General features: G+C 70.1%; 15 protein-coding genes and 2 pseudogenes. 10 read left to right on the top strand and 7 right to left on the bottom strand.

Annotation, left to right across the window (positions count from 1 at the left end):
• Positions 1-25 precede the first annotated feature (25 nt).
• From ACZ4N4_RS12155 to ACZ4N4_RS12140, 4 genes and pseudogenes are all read left to right on the top strand, one after another.
• Positions 26-2572: a sensor histidine kinase gene (locus ACZ4N4_RS12155; protein ID WP_467587290.1), complete on the top strand. Its 2547-nt coding sequence runs from the start codon at positions 26-28 to the stop codon at positions 2570-2572.
• 95 nt (positions 2573-2667) lie between these two features.
• Positions 2668-2853, top strand: a pseudogene (locus tag ACZ4N4_RS12150) (hypothetical protein); the annotation flags it as partial.
• 108 nt (positions 2854-2961) lie between these two features.
• Complete coding sequence (locus tag ACZ4N4_RS12145; RefSeq protein ID WP_467587288.1) at positions 2962-4209, top strand: cation:proton antiporter; 1248 nt, start codon at positions 2962-2964, stop codon at positions 4207-4209.
• Positions 4206-5510 carry an ArsB/NhaD family transporter gene (locus tag ACZ4N4_RS12140; protein WP_467587285.1) on the top strand — a complete coding sequence of 435 codons (1305 nt, stop codon included), beginning with the start codon at positions 4206-4208 and terminating at the stop codon, positions 5508-5510. Before ACZ4N4_RS12145 ends, ACZ4N4_RS12140 begins: the two co-directional genes overlap by 4 nt.
• Before the next feature lie 30 nt (positions 5511-5540).
• Here the strand turns inward: ACZ4N4_RS12140 and ACZ4N4_RS12135 are convergent, their stop codons facing one another.
• Positions 5541-6023, bottom strand: coding sequence for a CBS domain-containing protein (locus ACZ4N4_RS12135; RefSeq protein WP_467587282.1), 483 nt, complete (start codon positions 6021-6023; stop codon positions 5541-5543).
• A gap of 298 nt (positions 6024-6321) precedes the next feature.
• On the opposite strand from ACZ4N4_RS12135, the gene ACZ4N4_RS12130 reads away from it, so the two are divergent.
• Both ACZ4N4_RS12130 and ACZ4N4_RS12125 read left to right on the top strand, forming a co-directional pair.
• Positions 6322-7149, top strand: a complete 828-nt coding sequence (locus ACZ4N4_RS12130) for an alpha/beta fold hydrolase (RefSeq protein WP_467587280.1) — start codon at positions 6322-6324, stop codon at positions 7147-7149.
• 184 nt (positions 7150-7333) lie between these two features.
• Complete coding sequence (locus ACZ4N4_RS12125) at positions 7334-7909, top strand: TerD family protein (protein WP_467587278.1); 576 nt, start codon at positions 7334-7336, stop codon at positions 7907-7909.
• 9 nt (positions 7910-7918) lie between these two features.
• Here the strand turns inward: ACZ4N4_RS12125 and ACZ4N4_RS12120 are convergent, their stop codons facing one another.
• Together ACZ4N4_RS12120 and ACZ4N4_RS12115 are read right to left on the bottom strand one after the other, a co-directional pair.
• The gene (locus ACZ4N4_RS12120; protein WP_467587276.1) at positions 7919-8263 is read right to left on the bottom strand and encodes an STAS domain-containing protein; all 345 of its coding nucleotides are present in this window, start codon (positions 8261-8263) and stop codon (positions 7919-7921) included.
• Between the two features lie 263 nt (positions 8264-8526).
• Complete coding sequence (locus ACZ4N4_RS12115; protein ID WP_467587273.1) at positions 8527-9150, bottom strand: Rv1733c family protein; 624 nt, start codon at positions 9148-9150, stop codon at positions 8527-8529.
• Positions 9151-9362: 212 nt separating this feature from the next.
• Between ACZ4N4_RS12115 and glxA the strand changes: the two genes are divergently transcribed.
• Together glxA and ACZ4N4_RS12105 are read left to right on the top strand one after the other, a co-directional pair.
• The gene (glxA, locus tag ACZ4N4_RS12110) at positions 9363-11315 is read left to right on the top strand and encodes a radical copper oxidase GlxA (RefSeq protein ID WP_467587271.1); all 1953 of its coding nucleotides are present in this window, start codon (positions 9363-9365) and stop codon (positions 11313-11315) included.
• A gap of 67 nt (positions 11316-11382) precedes the next feature.
• A complete protein-coding gene (locus tag ACZ4N4_RS12105; RefSeq protein WP_467587269.1) occupies positions 11383-12144 on the top strand; it encodes a class I SAM-dependent methyltransferase in 762 nt (253 codons plus the stop codon).
• A 4-nt stretch (positions 12145-12148) separates the two neighbouring features.
• Here the strand turns inward: ACZ4N4_RS12105 and ACZ4N4_RS12100 are convergent, their stop codons facing one another.
• Entirely contained in the window at positions 12149-12808 is a 660-nt protein-coding gene (locus ACZ4N4_RS12100; protein ID WP_467587266.1) for a peroxiredoxin-like family protein, read from the bottom strand.
• Between the two features lie 129 nt (positions 12809-12937).
• Here ACZ4N4_RS12100 and ACZ4N4_RS12095 point away from each other — a divergent pair, with 129 nt between their 5' ends.
• Positions 12938-13537: a TetR/AcrR family transcriptional regulator gene (locus tag ACZ4N4_RS12095; RefSeq protein ID WP_467587264.1), complete on the top strand. Its 600-nt coding sequence runs from the start codon at positions 12938-12940 to the stop codon at positions 13535-13537.
• Positions 13538-13587: 50 nt separating this feature from the next.
• On the opposite strand, the gene ACZ4N4_RS12090 is transcribed toward ACZ4N4_RS12095, so the two are convergent.
• Together ACZ4N4_RS12090 and ACZ4N4_RS12085 are read right to left on the bottom strand one after the other, a co-directional pair.
• Complete coding sequence (locus tag ACZ4N4_RS12090; RefSeq protein ID WP_467587261.1) at positions 13588-13917, bottom strand: TfoX/Sxy family protein; 330 nt, start codon at positions 13915-13917, stop codon at positions 13588-13590.
• Positions 13917-14374: pseudogene (locus ACZ4N4_RS12085) on the bottom strand (SRPBCC family protein). The gene ACZ4N4_RS12090 and the pseudogene ACZ4N4_RS12085 overlap by 1 nt, the downstream one beginning before the upstream one ends.
• Positions 14375-14543: 169 nt before the next feature.
• Between ACZ4N4_RS12085 and ACZ4N4_RS12080 the strand changes: the two are divergent.
• Positions 14544-15281 (top strand): flavodoxin family protein, encoded by a 738-nt coding sequence (locus ACZ4N4_RS12080; protein ID WP_467587258.1) that lies wholly within the window; start codon positions 14544-14546, stop codon positions 15279-15281.
• 9 nt (positions 15282-15290) lie between these two features.
• Here ACZ4N4_RS12080 and ACZ4N4_RS12075 read toward each other — a convergent pair whose 3' ends face one another.
• Positions 15291-17081 carry a copper resistance CopC/CopD family protein gene (locus ACZ4N4_RS12075; protein ID WP_467587256.1) on the bottom strand — a complete coding sequence of 597 codons (1791 nt, stop codon included), beginning with the start codon at positions 17079-17081 and terminating at the stop codon, positions 15291-15293.
• Positions 17082-17545: the final 464 nt, after the last annotated feature.

Here is a 17545-nt window from a genome sequence, read left to right as displayed (position 1 = left end):
CCGCAGAGACGAAGAGAGGAGAGACATGGCACGCGGCAAGCTCCGGATCTACCTCGGTGCGGCACCCGGGGTCGGCAAGACGTACGCGATGCTCTCCGAGGCCCACCGGCGCATAGAGCGGGGCACCGACTGCGTGGTGGCCTTCGTGGAGCACCACGGCCGCCCACGCACCGAGGTGATGCTGCACGGGCTGGAGGAGACCCCGCGCAAGGAGCTGGAGTACCGCGGGGCGGTCTTCACCGAGATGGACGTCGACGCCGTCCTGGCGCGCAGGCCGCAGGTGGCCCTGGTCGACGAGCTGCCCCACACGAACATTCCCGGCTCGCGCAACACCAAGCGCTGGCAGGACGTCGAGGAGCTGCTGGCGGCTGGCATCGACGTCATCTCCACCGTCAACATCCAGCACCTGGAGTCGCTGGGGGACGTCGTCGAGTCGATCACCGGGATACGGCAACAGGAGACAGTTCCCGACGAGGTGGTACGGCGCGCGGACCAGATCGAGCTGGTCGACATGTCACCAGAGGCGCTGCGCCGCCGGATGGCGCACGGCAACATCTACAAACCGGACAAGGTCGACGCCGCACTCTCCAACTACTTCCGGCCGGGCAATCTCACGGCGCTGCGGGAGTTGGCGCTGCTGTGGGTGGCCGACCGGGTCGACGAGTACCTGAACGCCTACCGCAGCGAGCACCGGGTGTCGAAGATCTGGGGCTCGCGGGAGCGGATCGTCGTCGGCCTGACCGGCGGCCCGGAAGGGCGCACCCTGATCCGGCGCGCCGCCCGGCTCGCGGAGAAGGGCGCCGGCGGCGAGGTGCTGGCGGTCTACATCTCCCGCAGCGACGGGCTGACATCCGCGTCCCCGAAGGAACTCGCCCTACAGCGCACCCTCGTCGAGGACCTCGGCGGAACCTTTCACCAGGTAGTCGGCGACGACGTGCCCGCCGCACTGCTGGACTTCTCCCGCGGGGTCAACGCCACCCAGATCGTGCTGGGCGTCTCACGGCGCAGAAGCTGGCAGTACGCCTTCGGGCCCGGCGTCGGCGCCACGGTCGCCCGGGACTCGGGACCCGACCTCGACGTTCACCTGATCACCCATGACGAGGCGGGCAAGGGCCGTGGCCTGCCCATCGCGCGCGGAACACGGCTCGGTCGCTCACGGATCATCTGGGGCTGGCTCGCGGGCGTCGGCGGGCCGGTGGTGCTGACGCTGCTGTTGACGCATGTCGACGCGGACCTCGGCCTCACGAACGACATGCTGCTGTTCCTGGCGCTGACGGTGGCGGCCGCCCTGCTCGGCGGACTGCTGCCGGCGCTGGCTTCGGCGGCGTTCGGCTCGATGCTGCTCAACTGGTATTTCACCCCGCCGGTGCACCGCATCACGATCGCCGACCCGAAGAACATGCTCGCGCTGGTGATCTTCGTGGCGGTGGCCGTGTCGGTGGCCTCCGTCGTCGACTTCGCGGCCCGGCGCACCCACCAGGCGGCCCGGCTGCGCGCCGAGTCGGAGATCCTCTCCTACCTCGCCGGCAGCGTGCTGCGCGGCGAGACCAGCCTGGAAGCCCTGCTGGAACGGGTCCGTGAGACGTTCGCCATGGAGTCCGCGGCCCTGCTGGAGCGCGCGTCCGACGCCGAGCCGTGGACCTGCGCGGGCCGCGCGGGGCCGGGTGCGCGAATCGAACGCCCCGAGGACGCCGACGTCGACGTGCCGGTCGGCGACCACATGGCGCTGGCGCTCTCCGGCCGAGTCCTGCCGGCCGAGGACCGGCGGGTGCTCGCGGCGTTCGCGGCCCAGGCGGCCGTGGTCCTCGACCGTCAACGCCTCCAGGAGGAGGCAGACCGGGCCAAGGTGCTGGCCGAGGGCAACCGGATGCGCACCGCGCTGCTCGCCGCGGTCAGCCACGACCTGCGCACCCCGCTCGCCGGCATCAAAGCGTCGGTGACCTCGCTGCGCTCGGACGACGTTGACTGGTCGAAGGAGGACCAGGCCGAACTCCTCGCCGGCATCGAGGACGGCTGCGACCGCCTCGACCACCTCGTCGGCAACCTCCTGGACATGTCCCGGCTCCAGACCGGAACCGTCGCACCGCTGATCCGCGAGATCGACCTGGACGAGGTCGTCCCCATGGCCCTGGCCGGTGTGCCGGAGGACAGCGTGGAGCTGGACATCCCCGAGACGCTGCCCATGGTCTCGGTGGACAAGGGCCTGCTGGAGCGTGCCGTCGCCAACGTCGTGGAGAACGGCGTGAAGTACGGCCCGGCCGGCGAGCCGGTTGTCGTCACGGCCAGCGCCCTGGGCGACCGGGTCGAGGTCCGGGTCGTCGACCGCGGCCCCGGCGTCCCCGACGAGGCCAAGGACCGCATCTTCGAACCATTCCAGCGCTACGGAGACTCCCCGCGTGGCAACGGCGTCGGCCTCGGCCTGGCCGTCGCCCGCGGCTTCGCCGAGGCCATGGGCGGCACCCTGCACGCCGAGGACACTCCGGGCGGCGGACTCACGATGGTCCTCAGCCTGCCGGTCGCGGCGAGCCGCCCGCCGGTCTCATCCGGCCTGTCCACCAGCGCCGCGTCGTAAAGCGCCGCGGGAATGCCGGCGCGCTGGGCTGGGCGGCGTCCTGGACGGGTTGCTGTCGATGCCGGTCGTCGCCGGGTTCACGGAGATGACCGGCCTTCGCCGAGGCCAGTGGCGGCACGCTCGTGGCAGAGGACACCCCGGGCGGCGGGCTCACCATGATTCTCACCATCACGGTGGCCGCCGGTGCGGCCGCCGGACCGGTCGCCGACGGCCGCCGCGTAGCCCTGCATGACCCTCGTTGCCGGGTACCGGCAACCTGTCGTCCACGACGGTGCGCGTAAGCGTTCTGTCAAAGACGTATCAAGAACAGGTAGGGTTTCCACCGGTGTGCCGGGAAGCCTGGTCGGCGAACAGAGGTGTGATCTCTCTTCCGATCGGGGGCGTTTCCGGTGGTGCTCGTCGCTGTCTTCGGGGTGGCGCTGCTGATCGCGGTGCTGCTGTCCGGGCTGGCCGCTCGTACCGTGCTGTCCACCTCCCTCCTCTTCCTCGTCGGCGGGGCACTGGTCAGTGACGGCTTCCTGGGGCTGATCCACATCACGCCGGACAGCGAGATCGTGTCGGTCACCGCCGATCTGGCCCTGTTCGCGGTCCTGTTCACCGACGGCCAGCACGTGTCCTTCGCCAAGCTGCGGACCAACTGGCGCAATCCCGCCCGCGCACTGGGGCTCGGCATGCCTCTGGCGTTCGTGTTCATGGCGCTGGTGACCCATTGGCTGGTGGGCCTGGACTGGACGACCTCGTTCCTGGTGGGCGCGGTGCTGGCGCCGACCGACCCGGTGTTCGCCTCGGCGATTGTGGGCCGCAAGCAGGTCCCGGCCAGGCTGCGCGAGCTGCTCAACGTCGAGAGCGGCGTCAACGACGGCCTGGCCCTGCCCGTCGTGCTGCTCCTGATCGCCGCCGCTGGACCCACCGCCGCCGGTCACACCGACGAGGCGTCGATCGGCGGCATCGCGCTGGAACTCGGCCTCGGCCTGGCCTTCGGTGTGCTGCTCCCGCTGCTGGTGGGCGGGCTTGTACGGTTCCGGCTGCTGGGCGCCGAGCCGAAGCTGCAGCCGCTGCTGCCGCTGGCCACCGGCGTCATCCTGTACGGCCTGTGCCACCTCACCCATGCCAACCCCTACCTGGCCGCGTTCTCCGCGGGCGCCGTGCTCGCCGCCGTCTCCCCTGAGGCGAAGGACGCGTTCGAGCCGCTGGGTGAGGCGCTGGCGGAGCTGGCGAAGTTCGCCGCGCTGCTGGTGTTCGGGGCGTTGCTGACGCCGACGCTGTTCGCGGACCTGTCGTGGCGGGGATACGTGGCGGTGGTGCTGGCGATCGTGCTGATCCGCCCGGTGTCGCTGCTGATCTCGCTGACCGGCACCCGGTTCGCACGGCGGGAGAAGCTGACCGCCGCGTGGTTCGGGCCCAAGGGCTTCGCCTCGGTGGTGTACGGGCTGCTGGTGCTGCAGTCGGGCATTCCGCACGCCGAGGAGGCGTACACGCTGATCGCGGTGTGCATCGCCTTCTCGATCGTGGCGCACTCCAGCACCGACGTACCCATCGCCCGCATGTTCGACGTCGAGGACCTGGTCGGCATCCCCGACGACGAGCAGGACCCGGCGGACCCGCCGACCGAAGTGGAGAGAAAGGCCGCCGTATGAGCGATTGGCAGAGCTGGGCGGCCGTGGCCGTGTTCGTGGGCGCGTACGTGCTGATCATCAGCGAGCGCGTCCACCGGACGGCTGCGGCCCTCGGCGGCGCCGGACTGATGCTCGTGATCAGCGCCACCGACGACAAGGCGGCGTTCTACTCCGAGCACACCGGCATCGACTGGAACGTGATCTTCCTGCTGCTCGGGATGATGGCGATCGTCGGTGTGCTGCGGCAGACCGGCCTGTTCGAGTACCTGGCGATCTGGTCGGTCAAGCGGGCCCGAGGCAGACCGTTCCGGGTGATGGCGATGCTGATACTCATCACCGCGGTGGCCTCGGCGCTCCTCGACAACGTCACCACCGTGCTGCTGGTCGCCCCGGTCACCCTGCTGGTTTGCGAGCGACTCGCCCTCCCCTCCGCGCCGTTCCTGATCGCCGAGGTGTTCGCCTCCAATATCGGCGGCACCGCGACCCTGGTCGGCGACCCGCCCAACATCATCATCGCCAGCCGGGCCGGACTGACCTTCAACGACTTCCTGGTCCACCTCGCCCCCATCGCTGCCGTTCTGACGGTGGTGCTGCTGGCGCTGTGCCGGGTGATGTTCCGCAAAGCGTTCGTGTACGACGAGGAGCGCGCCGCACAGGTCATGACACTGACGGAACGCGAGGCCATCCGCGACCCACGGCTGCTGTGGCAGGGGCTGGCAGTCCTGGCGCTCGTCGTCGCCGGCTTCGTCCTGCACCCCGTGCTGCACTACGAGCCGAGTGTGGTCGCCCTGCTCGGCGCCGGTCTGCTGGTCGCCGTGTCGAAGGTGGACACCCGGGATGTCCTGGGCGAGGTGGAATGGCCCACCCTCGCCTTCTTCGCCGGCCTGTTCGTGATGGTCGGCGCGCTGATCGAGACCGGGGTCATCGGCGACCTGTCCCGCGCTCTGGCGGACGCCACCGGCGGCCGTGAACTCGGCGCCACGCTCACCCTGCTGGGCGGTTCGGCGGTGCTGTCCGGCGTCGTCGACAACATCCCCTATGTGGCCACCATGGCGCCCATCACCGCCGACCTGGTCAAGGACATGGGCGGCGCGGCAGACGGCCATCACGTGCTGTGGTGGGCGCTGGCCCTGGGAGCCGACCTGGGCGGCAACGCCACCGCGATCGGCGCCAGCGCCAACGTCGTCGTCCTCGGCATCGCCGAACGCAACCGGCAGCCCATCTCCTTCTGGCAGTTCACCAAGTACGGCCTCGTCGTCACGACCGTGACCGTGCTGATCAGCGCCCTGTACCTGTGGCTGCGCTACTTCGCCCTGGCCTGAGCTCGTGCCATCGCACTCCGCGCGGGCGACTCAAGGACTCGGCGTGATCAATGTGCCTGCTTTGCCGAGAAGCTCGTGCAGCAGGTGCGAGGCGGTGACGACCCCGAGCAGATGGGTACCCGCCTTGTCCTTGGTGGCCACCGCGACCAAGGGGCTGCGCACCCGTGCCATCAGCGCGGCGACCTCCAGCGCGGTGTCGTCCGGGTCGGCGATCGGCGGCGCGGGAGCGGCACTCGACAGGCAGTCGCCGACCCGGCGTCCGGCCAGCGCCTGGCAGAGCCGGTCGGCGTGCTGCTCGTCGACGACCGCAGCGAGTGTGGGGTCCTCGACGACATACGCCGGCACCAGCACCTTGACCATCTGCGAGGCCGGCAGGATCGCCTTCGGCTCCCCGCGCTCGTCCAGTACGAGCAACGCCGGCAGCTTGTGCTCGGCCATCAGCCGCGCCGCGTCCAGAGCGTCGCTGTCGACGCTCACCGACTGGTACTCCACCGCCAGATCACGTGCCCGCACGGCCGGCTCCCGTCTTCCCGAAACGTCCCTGCGCCCAGCGTCGTACAGGTCCCGCTCCGCGCGCCAGGTCATCGCGGGGAAACATACGCGACCTGAGCGTCCTTGCGGGATGACCGGGTGAGGGGACGCCCCACCGGCGTGGCGGCCTTGGCGCGCATGCGTGCGGCGCAGGCCCTCGTGAGTCCACTGTGGGCGGCTACATTCGCTGCGGCAGCGTGTTCGCCGGCCCGGCAGGAGGTGTAGGCGCGTGGTGGTGGGGGCGGAGCGGCCCACGAGTGTCGTCCGACTGGACGGGGGCTTGGTCGAGTACCGGTTGGAGCGTCGGGGTCCGGCCGCCGTGGTCGTGTTGCACGGTGGGCACACCCGGGCCGGGCTGGCGGTGGGCGAGGAGGTGTTCGCCGAAGCAGGCTGCACGGTGCTGGCGCCGTCGCGGCCCGGCTACGGCCGGACCCCGCTGTCGACCGGTAAATCCGCGATGGGATTCGCGGATGTTGTCCGATCACTCTGCGCCCGCCTGGGGATCACTGAGGTAGCCGCAGTGGTGGGCACCTCGGGGGGTGGGCCGACGGCTGTGACGATGGCTGCCCGCCATCCGGATCTGGTGCGGCGACTGATTCTGCAGAGCGCGGTCGGGTGGCTGGCCTGGCCCGACCGCCACACCCGGCTCGGCGCGCATGTCGTGTTCGCCGCGCGGACCGAGCGAGTGACCTGGGGTGCGTTGCGGGTGCTCGTGCACCATGCGCCCGAGGCGGGGCTGCGACTGTTGCTGCACGGTCTCAGCACCCTGCCGGTCAGGGAGGTGATGGCCCGCCTCGGGCCCCAGGGGCGCGTGGCAATGATCGAGCTGCTCTGCCGGATGCGGTCGGGCCACGGGTTTCTCAACGATCTGCGGCCCACCCCGGATCTCACCGCCGAGGTCTGCCAGCCCACCCTGGTGATCGCCACCCGCTCGGACGGTGGCGTGCCGTTCGCCCATGCCCTGTCGCTCGCCGCGGCCATCCCCAACGCAGAGCTCCTTGAGAGCCGGGCCGACAGTCACCTCATATGGTTCGGGGCCGACTGGCCTTCGATCGCCACGAAGGTCCGCGCCTTCCTCGCGGACAACCCCGGCGGCGGGACGGGTTGACGGTCCCGGTGCCCGCGGCGACCGACCTCGGCGCATCGTCCTTTCGCCCCCTCCGTCCTTTCCGTTCTCCGCCAGTTCGGCGAGAGGAGCGTCAAGGAAGCATCAAGTGGCTGGTCGCAGGCCATACTTGACGAGCGGGGCCAGATCGGTCCCGCTGCGGTTCGACGCGGGGAGGCGGCGCCTGATGAGCAGCGTCGGCGAGGGACTCGGCAAGGTCGAGGTACGGCTGAAATGGGACCCGAGCCCTTTCGGGGAGCCGCCCCGGCATCTCGACATCGTCGCCGCGACCTACTCCGCGGACGACCCTCACGGCCGGCCGGAGTACATCGTCCACTACGGCAGCCGGTCACCCGACGGCACGATCAACATGACCCGGCACAGCCAGACCGGCCAGGGCTTCGGCTACGTCGAGGTGATGGTGCTGGAGTTCGACCGTCTCGCGGCCGTCTACGGGCGGGTCGTGGTGGGCGTGGTCATTCACCAGGACGGCGGACGCCGGACCTTCGGTGACATCTCCAACGCCGGGGTACTGGTTGTCCAGCGCTACAACGAACTGTTGGCGGACGACTTCACGCAGGTCGCCGACTCCACCGCCACCACCGTGGCCGAGTTCGTCAGAAACGGCTCGGGGGAGTGGGAGATGCGCGAGATGGTCCGGGGATCCGACAGCGACCCGGTACCCTTCACCCTGGAGATGGGCGGGGTGCCCCGGCCCTGCAGCGGCCACGCCCCGGAGGAGCGTCCGGCCGGGACGGCCTGAACGCACCGATCACGAGTCGCTGCCCGGCTGGGCGGCCAGCACACGGGCAAGACCGATCTGGTCCAGGATCGACCGGGCCCGCTCGTCGGCGTGCGTGACGACCACCCGGGTGTCGCGGGCGCGAGCGGCACGCAGCGCGACGAACAGTGCTCTGCAGCCGTCCGGGCTGAGATACGTCACCTTGCCGAGGTCGATCTCCAGGACCTGCGGTCCGGCGTCGATCAGCCGGACCAGGCGCAGGCCGGTCGCCCTGGCGCTGCGGGCGTCGAGCTCACCGCGGAGACGGATGACTTCGCGTGAGGACTGGCCGTGTGCGACGGGTCGTCGGGGGAAACGCGAGCGGAAGAGGCGCATCGGTGGCTCCGGGGCAGCGGACGACGTCCGCCGACCAGACTTCCCGGCACACCTGCTGCACACCGTATCGGGGGTGACGGCAGGGCGCCTGTTCTGAGCCGTGGGGCGACCGCGGGCGCCCCAATAGTACGGATCCGGGACGGTGGGTGCCTGCGGGAGCATGTGCCACCTCGATCCCGATCTCCCGCTGCCGGTACCGACAGGTCGGCGCCCGCGCGGTCGGGCCGGGGCATACGTGGCGCCTGACCGACTCCGAGGTCCCGTCACCCGGTCTTCCACCCCCTGGGGCTGTCGGCACGCGCCCACTCCTCGTCCCACCGCTCCAGCCGTCGTCGCTCCAGCCGGACACGGACGCCCTGGGCGCTGCCGAACACGGCACCGGCCGTGGCCACGGCGACCAGAATGCCGGTCCAGGCCACCTGGAACGCCGCATCACCAGGCGCGAGGGGCTCGGACGTCAGCTGGCCCTGGCGGTCGATCCACACCGTGACCTGCGTCCCGGCCTTCGCGCCGGGGTGCACCGTGGTACGGCCGATGCGGGCGGAGCCGTCCGGTGCCTTCCAGCGCACAGTGGCCCAGACGCGGCTGTCGTCCACTGCCGATGCCGATGTCCTGCCTGGCGCGTTCGCGGTGAGAACAGCCGGGATGGTACGGCGTTCCGCCCGCTGCCGGTCCAGCCGGTGGTCCACCGCGGATCCCGCCGCAAGGCCCGTGATCAGGCCCCCCGCGAGGGCGATCAGCCACGCCGCGAGCAGGATCCAGGCGTCGATCAAATCGCTGCGCCGCCTCAGCGGATTGCGGCGCAGGCGCCACATCCTCACCCTGCCGCGCCGGGACCACACCATGACCGACACCTCCTGGGCGAGTGATGACAGGACCGTCGTCACCTCAAGTGTCCTCCCGCCGTCCTTCTCAAGGACGCGGGGTACTCGACGTATGAGGCAACTGGTGCCCAAGTGGTGGCGTTATTGCACATGTTACGAGGGTTTGGGCCCTCCTTTGCATGGTGCAAAATACGATGGCGTCCTGTCGTACGGCCGCCCGGTCCTGCACGGGCGGCCGTGGAGTGCTGCTGCACACATTCCGGGGGGATGTGGGAATGAGTTCCGCACGTGATCTCGGCGCGCGCCGTCGCGCGCGCCGTCTCCTGGTGGGCACCGTGGTGGTGCTCGCGCTGGCCGGTATGAACGGGCCCTGGCTGTACCGCTTCGGGGCCGAGAGGTACCACGAGTACGCGATCAACAGACCGGAGTACAAGGCAGAGAACGGGCACTGGGACATCGTCGACGTCCCGGAGGAGTTCCGGCAGAACACCATTCACGGCGCCCTGCTGCAGACCGGCAAGGTGCTGCTGGTCGCGGGCTCCGGCAACAACCTCGACAACTTCGACGCGAAGAACTTCCGCTCCCTGGTGTGGGACCCGGTCAAGAACACGTACCACGAGGTCAAGACCCCCAGTGACCTGTTCTGCACCGGCCACATCCATCTGGCCGACGGCAACCTGCTGTTCGCGGGCGGCACCAAGCGCTACGAGAAGCTCAAGGGGGACGTTACCAAGGCCGGCGGGCTGATGGTCGTCCACAACGAGGACCCGGACAAGCCGATCACCCTGCCCGCCGGCACCCGCTTCACCGGCAAGGAGAACCACAAGACCTTCGTCTCCAAGGACCCGGTCACCGTCGCACCGGCGAAGAAGATCTTCGACAAGAAGACCGGCAAGTTCCTGCGCACCGAGGCGAGCCTGGGCCGGATCTACGTCGAGGCGCGCAAGAGCGGTACCAAGTACGAGACCGGAGCGCAGGAGAACTACCGGGTCGAGGGCCTGGCCGGCTCCGACACCCACAACGTGTACGGCATCGCCAACAAACTCGGCCTCGACAAGAAGGACTTCCAGGGCATCCGGCAGGCGTACGAGTTCAACCCGTACACAGAGAAGTTCACCAAGGTCGGTTCCATGAACGAGGCCCGCTGGTACCCGACCCTGACCAGGCTTGCCGACGGCCGAGTGCTGGCCCTGTCCGGCCTGGACGACATCGGACAGATCGTGCCCGGCAAGAGCGAGATCCACGACCCGAAGACCAGGACCTGGCACTACAGCGGGAAGATCCGTCAGTTCCCCACCTACCCGGCGGTCTTCCAGTTGCCCGACGGGACTTTCTTCTACTCCGGCTCCAACGCGGGCTATGGACCGGCCGACGTGGGCCGCACGCCCGGCATCTGGCAGTTCGACACCAACAAGTTCACCGACCTGCCCGGCCTGGACGACGCGAACCTGATGGAGACCTCCGGCACGGTCATGCTGCCGCCCGCCCAGGACGAGAAGTTCATGGTGGTCGGCGGCGGAGGCATCGGAGAGTCGCCCAGGTCTTCGAAGAAGACCCGCGTCATCGACCTCAAGGCGGCGGCCCCGCACTTCACGGACGGGCCCCAGCTGGCGGAAGGCACCCGCTATCCGGAGCTGTCCGTCCTCCCCGACGACACCGTGCTGGTCACCGGCGGCTCACAGGACTACCGCGGTCCGTCCTCCGAGAACATCCACCAGGCCCGCATCTACGACGCGAAGACCGGCACCATGCGCCGCGTCGCCGACCCCGAGGTCGGCCGCAACTACCACTCCGGGTCCATCCTGCTCCCCGACGGCCGGGTGATCACCTTCGGCGGCGACTCCCTCTTCGCCGACAAGGCCAAGACCAAGCCCGGCGTGTTCGAACAGCGCCTGGAGATCTACACCCCGCCGTACCTGTACCGCGGCTCGCGGCCGTCGCTCACCGGTGGCCCGAAAACCGTCGGGCTGGGCCAGACGGCGACCTTCACCACCAGGCACGCCTCGGTCATCAAGACGGCACGGCTGATCCACCCCAGCTCCACCACCCACGTCACCGACGTCGAACAGCGCTCCATCGCTCTCAGCTTCAAGAGGACGAAGGACGGCAAGGGCATCCAGGTCACCGTCCCGAAGAACCGCGACCTGGTCCCGGCCGGCTGGTACATGCTCTTCGTGACCGACGACCAGGGCACACCGTCCAAGGCGTTGTGGGTGCGAGTGCCCTAGCGGCCGGAAACGATCACCGGGACGGGAGGGTGTCGTGTCGCCTCGGCCAAGGGACGAGAATGAGGAGATGACTGCCGGTTCGCGCGCTCATTCCTTCAACTCGGCTGCTGCACAGTACGAGGCCAGCCGCCCGTCATATCCGCCGGCCGTCCTCGACCTCGTCGAGGAGTTCCTGGGCCGTCCGCTGAAAGACGCCCGCGTCGCCGATGTCGGCGCGGGCACGGGAATCGCGACCAGGCTCCTGAACGAGCGGGGCGCCGATGTGATCGCCGTCGAACCGGGTGAGGCGATGGCCGCCGAGTTCCACCGGGTGCTCCCGGACGTGCCGATCGTCCGGGGGGACGGCAACGCCCTGCCTCTCGCCGATTCCTCCCACGACCTCATCACGTACGCGCAGTCCTGGCAGTGGACCGACACCAGCCGTTCCGTCCCGGAGGCGCTGCGTGCCCTGCGTTCGAACGGCGCGCTCGCGATCTGGTGGAACACCACCGCCTTCGACGTCACGTGGATCCGCGCCCAGCACGAACGCATCGCGCGTCATTGCGGCATCCCCGCGCGTGCCGCGGTGCGTCCCGATGACGACGAGGCCATCCGGCTCGCGGGCCTGACGGGGTTGCGAGTCGTCCGCCGGCAAATCCGCTGGAACCGCGTGGTCGCCCTCGATACGCACCTCGCCAACATCGGCGGCCGTTCGGCGTTCCTTGTCCTCGACCAGGCTGAACGCAGTGCCATTCTCAAGGGGGAGCGCGGGAGACTGCGCGAGGCTTTTCCCGACGAGTTGCTGGAAGAGACCTACGTGGTCGATCTGCTGGTCGCCGCGGGTCCGTGATGCGCTAGCGAGTTCCGGCGAGGGTATCCAACGCAGCCAGAATGTCGGCGGGTTCGGCACGGGTGGTGTAGTCGGTGTCGACGAACGCCCAGCGGATGGTGCCGCCCTGGTCGATGACGTATGTGGCGGGCAGGGGAAGCGTGCGCGGGTGACCGTCGTTGACGCGCTGGAGGTCGAAGCCGAGCCTGTCGTAGACGGCGCCGAGGTCGTCGGGGAGGTCGAAGGCGATGCCGTACTCCTTGGCGGTGTCGGAGCCCAAGTCGCTGAGGACGTCGAACGTGAGGGAGTGCTTCTCGGCGAGGGAAAGGGATTCGTCGGGGATCTGCGGGGAGACGGCCACGAGGCGTGCGCCGCGTGCGGTGATGTCGGCGTGGTGTTGCTGGAGGGCGCGCAGGGCGATGTTGCAGTACGGGCACCAGGCGCCGCGGTAGAAGGTCAGCACGACCGGGCCGTGGGCGAGCAGGTCGTCCAACGACACGGACTCGCCGGTGGCGGAGGGCAGCCGGAAGCGCGGGGCGCGGGCGCCGGTGGTCAGGGCGCGGTCGGCCGCCCCGGAGGCGGCGAGTTCCTGGGCGGCCCGCTGCATGATCTCCCGCATCTCGGCGGGGATCTGCTGCTGGCGGGCGTCGTAGAAGGTGCGCAGTTCGGCGTTGAGGTCTGTCACGGCGTTTGGTCCTCCCGGTCGGCGTCCGACTAACTTGGAATGACTGTTTCAAGATAGGGGGTCCGCGCTCTCACGCCAAGGGGACGGGGGGATATCTTGAAATCATCGTTTCAGGAAGGCGGGTGGAGCATGCCGGACATCAAGCACTTCGACCCGGACGCGGCCCTGGAGGCCGTGGTAAGGCTGTTCTGGCGGCAGGGCGTGGCCACGACCGGGATCCAGGACGTCGTGACCGCGACCGGCCTCAACCGCTCCAGCCTGTACGCCACCTTCGGCGGCAAGCAGGAGCTCTACCTCGCCGCGCTGCGCCGCTACCAGGAGCAGTGGTCCCGGCCGGCGTTCCGTCGGCTCGCCGAGGACGGCCGCGGACTGCCCGCCGTCGCCGAGTTCTTCGACGCCCTGATCGAGGTCAGGTGCTCGGGCGAGTACGCCCGCTGGGGCTGCATGGTCTCGAACGCGCAGGCCGGCGCGGAGCACGGCGCCCCCGACGTGCGCGCCCTCCTCCACCGGCACCACGAGGAGCTGCGGGACGCGCTGCATGCGGCGCTCGTCAGGGCCGAGACGCAAGGGCAGTTGGCGGCCGGCACCGAGCCGGGCGCAACGGCAGAGCTGCTGGCGCTGCTCGCCTACGGTGTGAACCTGCGCTCCCGAACGGGCGCCGACGCCGGTTCGCTGCGTGCGACGGTGACTGTCGCACTGCGGTCGCTCGGCAGCCGGACGGCCGACTGACCCGGTGCGCGGATGGCCGGTCGCAAGCCCCTCGTGGTCGAGGTGGATCCCTACTTGGGCGGCAGGCCGGCCGCGAACGCGTATCCCTCGTCGATCCACCCGCCGAGCGCCTCGTCCTCCGCGACGGCGGAGCCCGCGACCACGACCCAGCCGCGCATCGATCGGCCCGTCATGTCGAAGATCCGCGTGCCCGGACGGGCCAGTGCGGCGTCCATGGCCTCCGGACCCACGCGGACCATGAGGTCGTCGCCGGTCGCCCCGACGGCCATGTTGCCGCTGTGCAGGAAGGCGATGCCGCCGAACATGCGTTTCTCGGTGATGTCCGGGTCGGAGCCCAGATGCTGCCGGATCCGCTCCGCCAGTCCTTCGTCGTACGCCATCACGTGCCGCCTTCGCGATCGGTGAGCCGTCGTTCGAGATCGCGCAGATCCTTGCCGAGAGAGGAGCGGACCTGGCGGGACGTCAGGGTTCGGCCAGCCGGAGCAGGCCGCCGGGGCCACCGCGAACCCGGATGCCGGCCAGGGTTCCCCGCGGATGGGACTCGAAGGAGTAGGTGACGTGCATGGGCATGGGGGCGGCCGAAGCGACCATGTCCAGCAGCCGCGGCGGGTCGTACCCGGCCACGCGCAGGACGTAGTCGATGCGCCGACCGAGGAACCGGGCCGTACGGGTGACCTCGGCACCCACGCCGAACCCACCGCCGTGCGCCTGCCTGGTCAGCTCCGCTCTGCGGATGCCCTGGGTCCACTCCGCGTCGTGACGCCAGTCCATGGCGTACGCGGCGACCAGGTCGGGCGGCAGCGGGATCACCCGGCGCACTGTCACATCGATGGCCACAGGACCAGGGTCCCAGCCGGTGCCGGACACCGCACCACACCGGACGGATGCGGTCGAGGCCATTCGGAGGCACCGCTGTGGCACCTGACGTGGGTGACTCGCACGCTGGACCTCAGACATGGACGACTCGCCACGCACCACGTGATGGCAGGGCTTTCAGGAGGACTGTGTGACCGCTTCGTCGCCCGCTACCGATGCTCCGCCGGCTCGGTACGACGACCTGCGCGCGCTGGTGATCAACTGCACCCTGAAGCGCTCGCCGGAGACGAGCAACACCCAGGGGCTGATCGACCGGTGCACCGCGATCCTGGATGCGCAGGGAGTGCATGTGGATGTCGTACGGGCGGTTGATCACGACATCGCCACCGGTGTGTGGCCCGACATGACGGAGCACGGCTGGGAGACGGACGCCTGGCCCGATCTGTACCGGCAGGTCATGGAGGCCGACATCCTCGTGCTGGCCGGCCCGATCTGGCTGGGCGACAACAGCTCGGTGATGAAGCAGGTGATCGAACGCCTCTACGCGTGCTCCAGCCTGCTCAACGAGGCGGGCCAGTACTCCTATTACGGCCGTGTCGGCGGGTGTCTGATCACCGGTAACGAGGACGGCGTCAAGCACTGCGCCATGAACGTCCTCTACAGCCTCCAGCATCTGGGGTACACGATCCCGCCCCAGGCGGACGCCGGCTGGATCGGCGAGGCGGGCCCCGGCCCCTCGTACCTCGACCCCGGCTCCGGCGGCCCGGAGAACGACTTCACCAACCGCAACACCACCTTCATGACCTGGAACCCGCTGCACCTGGCCCGGGCGCTCAAGGACCTCGGAGGCATCCCCGCCTACGGCAACCAGCGCACGGCCTGGGACGCCGGCTGCCGCCGCGACAACGAGAACCCCGAACACCGGTAGGCAGGGCTCTCACTGGCGGATCGTCACGGTCTTCTCCACGGTGACCTGGTCGATGTCGGACACACGGACGGTCGCTTTCATGGTCCAGGTCCCGGCGACCGGGAGGTTGAGGGTGTCGCTGCCCCAGTAGCCGTGTTCGTCGACGAGGCCCGCGTCCAGCGGGCCGATCGCGCGGTCGGTGTCCGTGAAGGTGAGGCGGAGTTCGGGGATGGTGACGGGGCTGTCGTCGGCGCCGTAGACCAGGGCCTCGACGACGTTCCGGCCGGTCCGGCCCGGCGAGAGGCTGACCTGGACCTTGCCGCGTCCGACGAGGGTGTCGGTACCCGTGTCGTATGGGATCAGGGTCAGGGAGATGTCGGGCTGACCCGGCACTCTGGTCGCGGTGGCGGCCGTCTCGGTGTCGGCCCGACCGGTCTGGGTGCCGGTCAGCAGGGTCGTGAGCACGAGGACCGTCAGGCCGATCGCCACTTCCGCCAGCACCGGCCGGCGCAACCCGCGTCGGGTTGCCTGGGAAGTGAGGCCCGCCGTGTCGCCTTCCTCGGCCCGGAGAGCGGGGCCGCCGTGGCCTGCCGGGATCAGGACCCGTTCCTCCTCCGGCGCGGGCAGCAGCCGGGCCGTCCAGCGCCGGGAGTGTGACGCCGCGAACAGCATCACCAGCACGGCCCAGATCTTGAACGCGAGGATCCTGCCGTAGGGGGTGGTGAACGCCTGCCAGGACCCGAGTCCGCGCCAGGACTGGTACACACCGGTGGCCGCCAGCACGGCCACCGCGGCGAGGGCGATGCGGGAGAAGCGGGCGACGGCGGCGGGCGGCAGCGGGTCCTCGGCGGGGGCGCGGTGGAGCGTGACCAGCAGTGCGGTCAGACCGCCCAGCCAGACCGCCATGGCCAGCAGGTGCAGCGCGGTGGAGGCCATGGCCACGGGCACCTGGACTCCGGCGGCGGCGTGCTCGGCCGTCACCCAGGTCGCGGCCAGGCCCAGCACGAGCACACCGCCCGCCGCGACGATCGGTCGCGTGGGCCGCGGCTCCGGCGGTCGGCGCCGTACGAGCACGGCCACGATCAGGAGCAGGACCAGCCGGGCCAGCAGGGCGATCGACGGTCGGGTGCCCACCGCTTGGCGCAGCGAGCCCAGGTCGAGCACCCCGGCCGGTCCGTCACCGCTGTCGTAGGGGCCGCGCAACAGCACCAGCGCGGCTGTGGACCCCAGCAGCGCCCACCAGCCGATCGTGAACGGGCGGCGCACCAGCCGTACCGCCGTGGCGGACCGCCAGCAGGCCAGGACGAACACGACGACGCCGATCAGCAGCGCCAGACCGCCGTAGGCGACATAGCGGCCGATGCCGTACAGCGCGTTGACCGTGGGGTCGACGGCCGGTGCGGCGGCGGTCGTGACGCGGGTCGTGGAGGGCTTTCCGACGGAGAACGTGAACGCGCCCGACACGGCGTGGCTGTCCGCCGACACCACCCGCCAGGAAACGGTGTAGGTGCCCTGCCCCAGACCGTCCGTCAGGTTCACCTGGTCGGTGTTGCCCTTGCCGCCCGCGTGGTGCGGACGCCCCGCCGTGACCGGACGGCCGTCCGGGTCGACCACCCGCAGTGAGTCCTCGACCAGAGCCACCGACTCGTCGAACGTTGCCGTGACCTGCTTCGGCGCGGTCTTCAGCACACCACCGTCGCTCGGGTCGCTGCTGGCCAGCGTCGCGTGCGCCGACGCGGGCGACGCTCCGCCGAGAAGGGCGCCGACGAGCAGGGCGACCACGGCGATCAGCGAACGGGCCTTGTACCTGATGTCGTTCACCTCTGGTCGCCCCACGTGGGTTCTCCGGTTTCCTGCTCTCGGTCCAGCAAGACGTACGGACGTGACCCGAGTCGTGCTCACCACCCGATGCGGGGCGTCGGGGAGGGTGTGCCGGCGTATGCGGAACCCGTCGGTGGGTGGGTGGCGGTCGGTATCCCGTCCGGCAGGACGTCCTCGGACTGCTGTGTGATGCCCTCGTCGGGTCCGCCGTCAGGGAAAGCTGATCGGGTGGGTACGTGGGCAAGGGCACCCACGGCCACGATGGCGGCGACGACGGCGAGGACACGGCCCCGGCCCGCCGTCGTCGCCAGACGGCATCCGGGACGGCCGGACCACTGTCCTCGCCGCCGAGTCCTCCGTTGCCCGCCGGGTGCTCAGCGACCACTGGCTCTCATCTCCATGCCCGTTGCCTTGACCGGGGGTACATCGTGCTGGAGTGGCGTACTGCTGGAGACCGGAGGGGT

Source organism: Streptomyces sp. NPDC026538 (genome assembly GCF_055567535.1).
The sequence above is the reverse complement of the archived record's forward strand: the minus strand, read 5'-3'. Positions and strand labels throughout refer to the sequence as shown.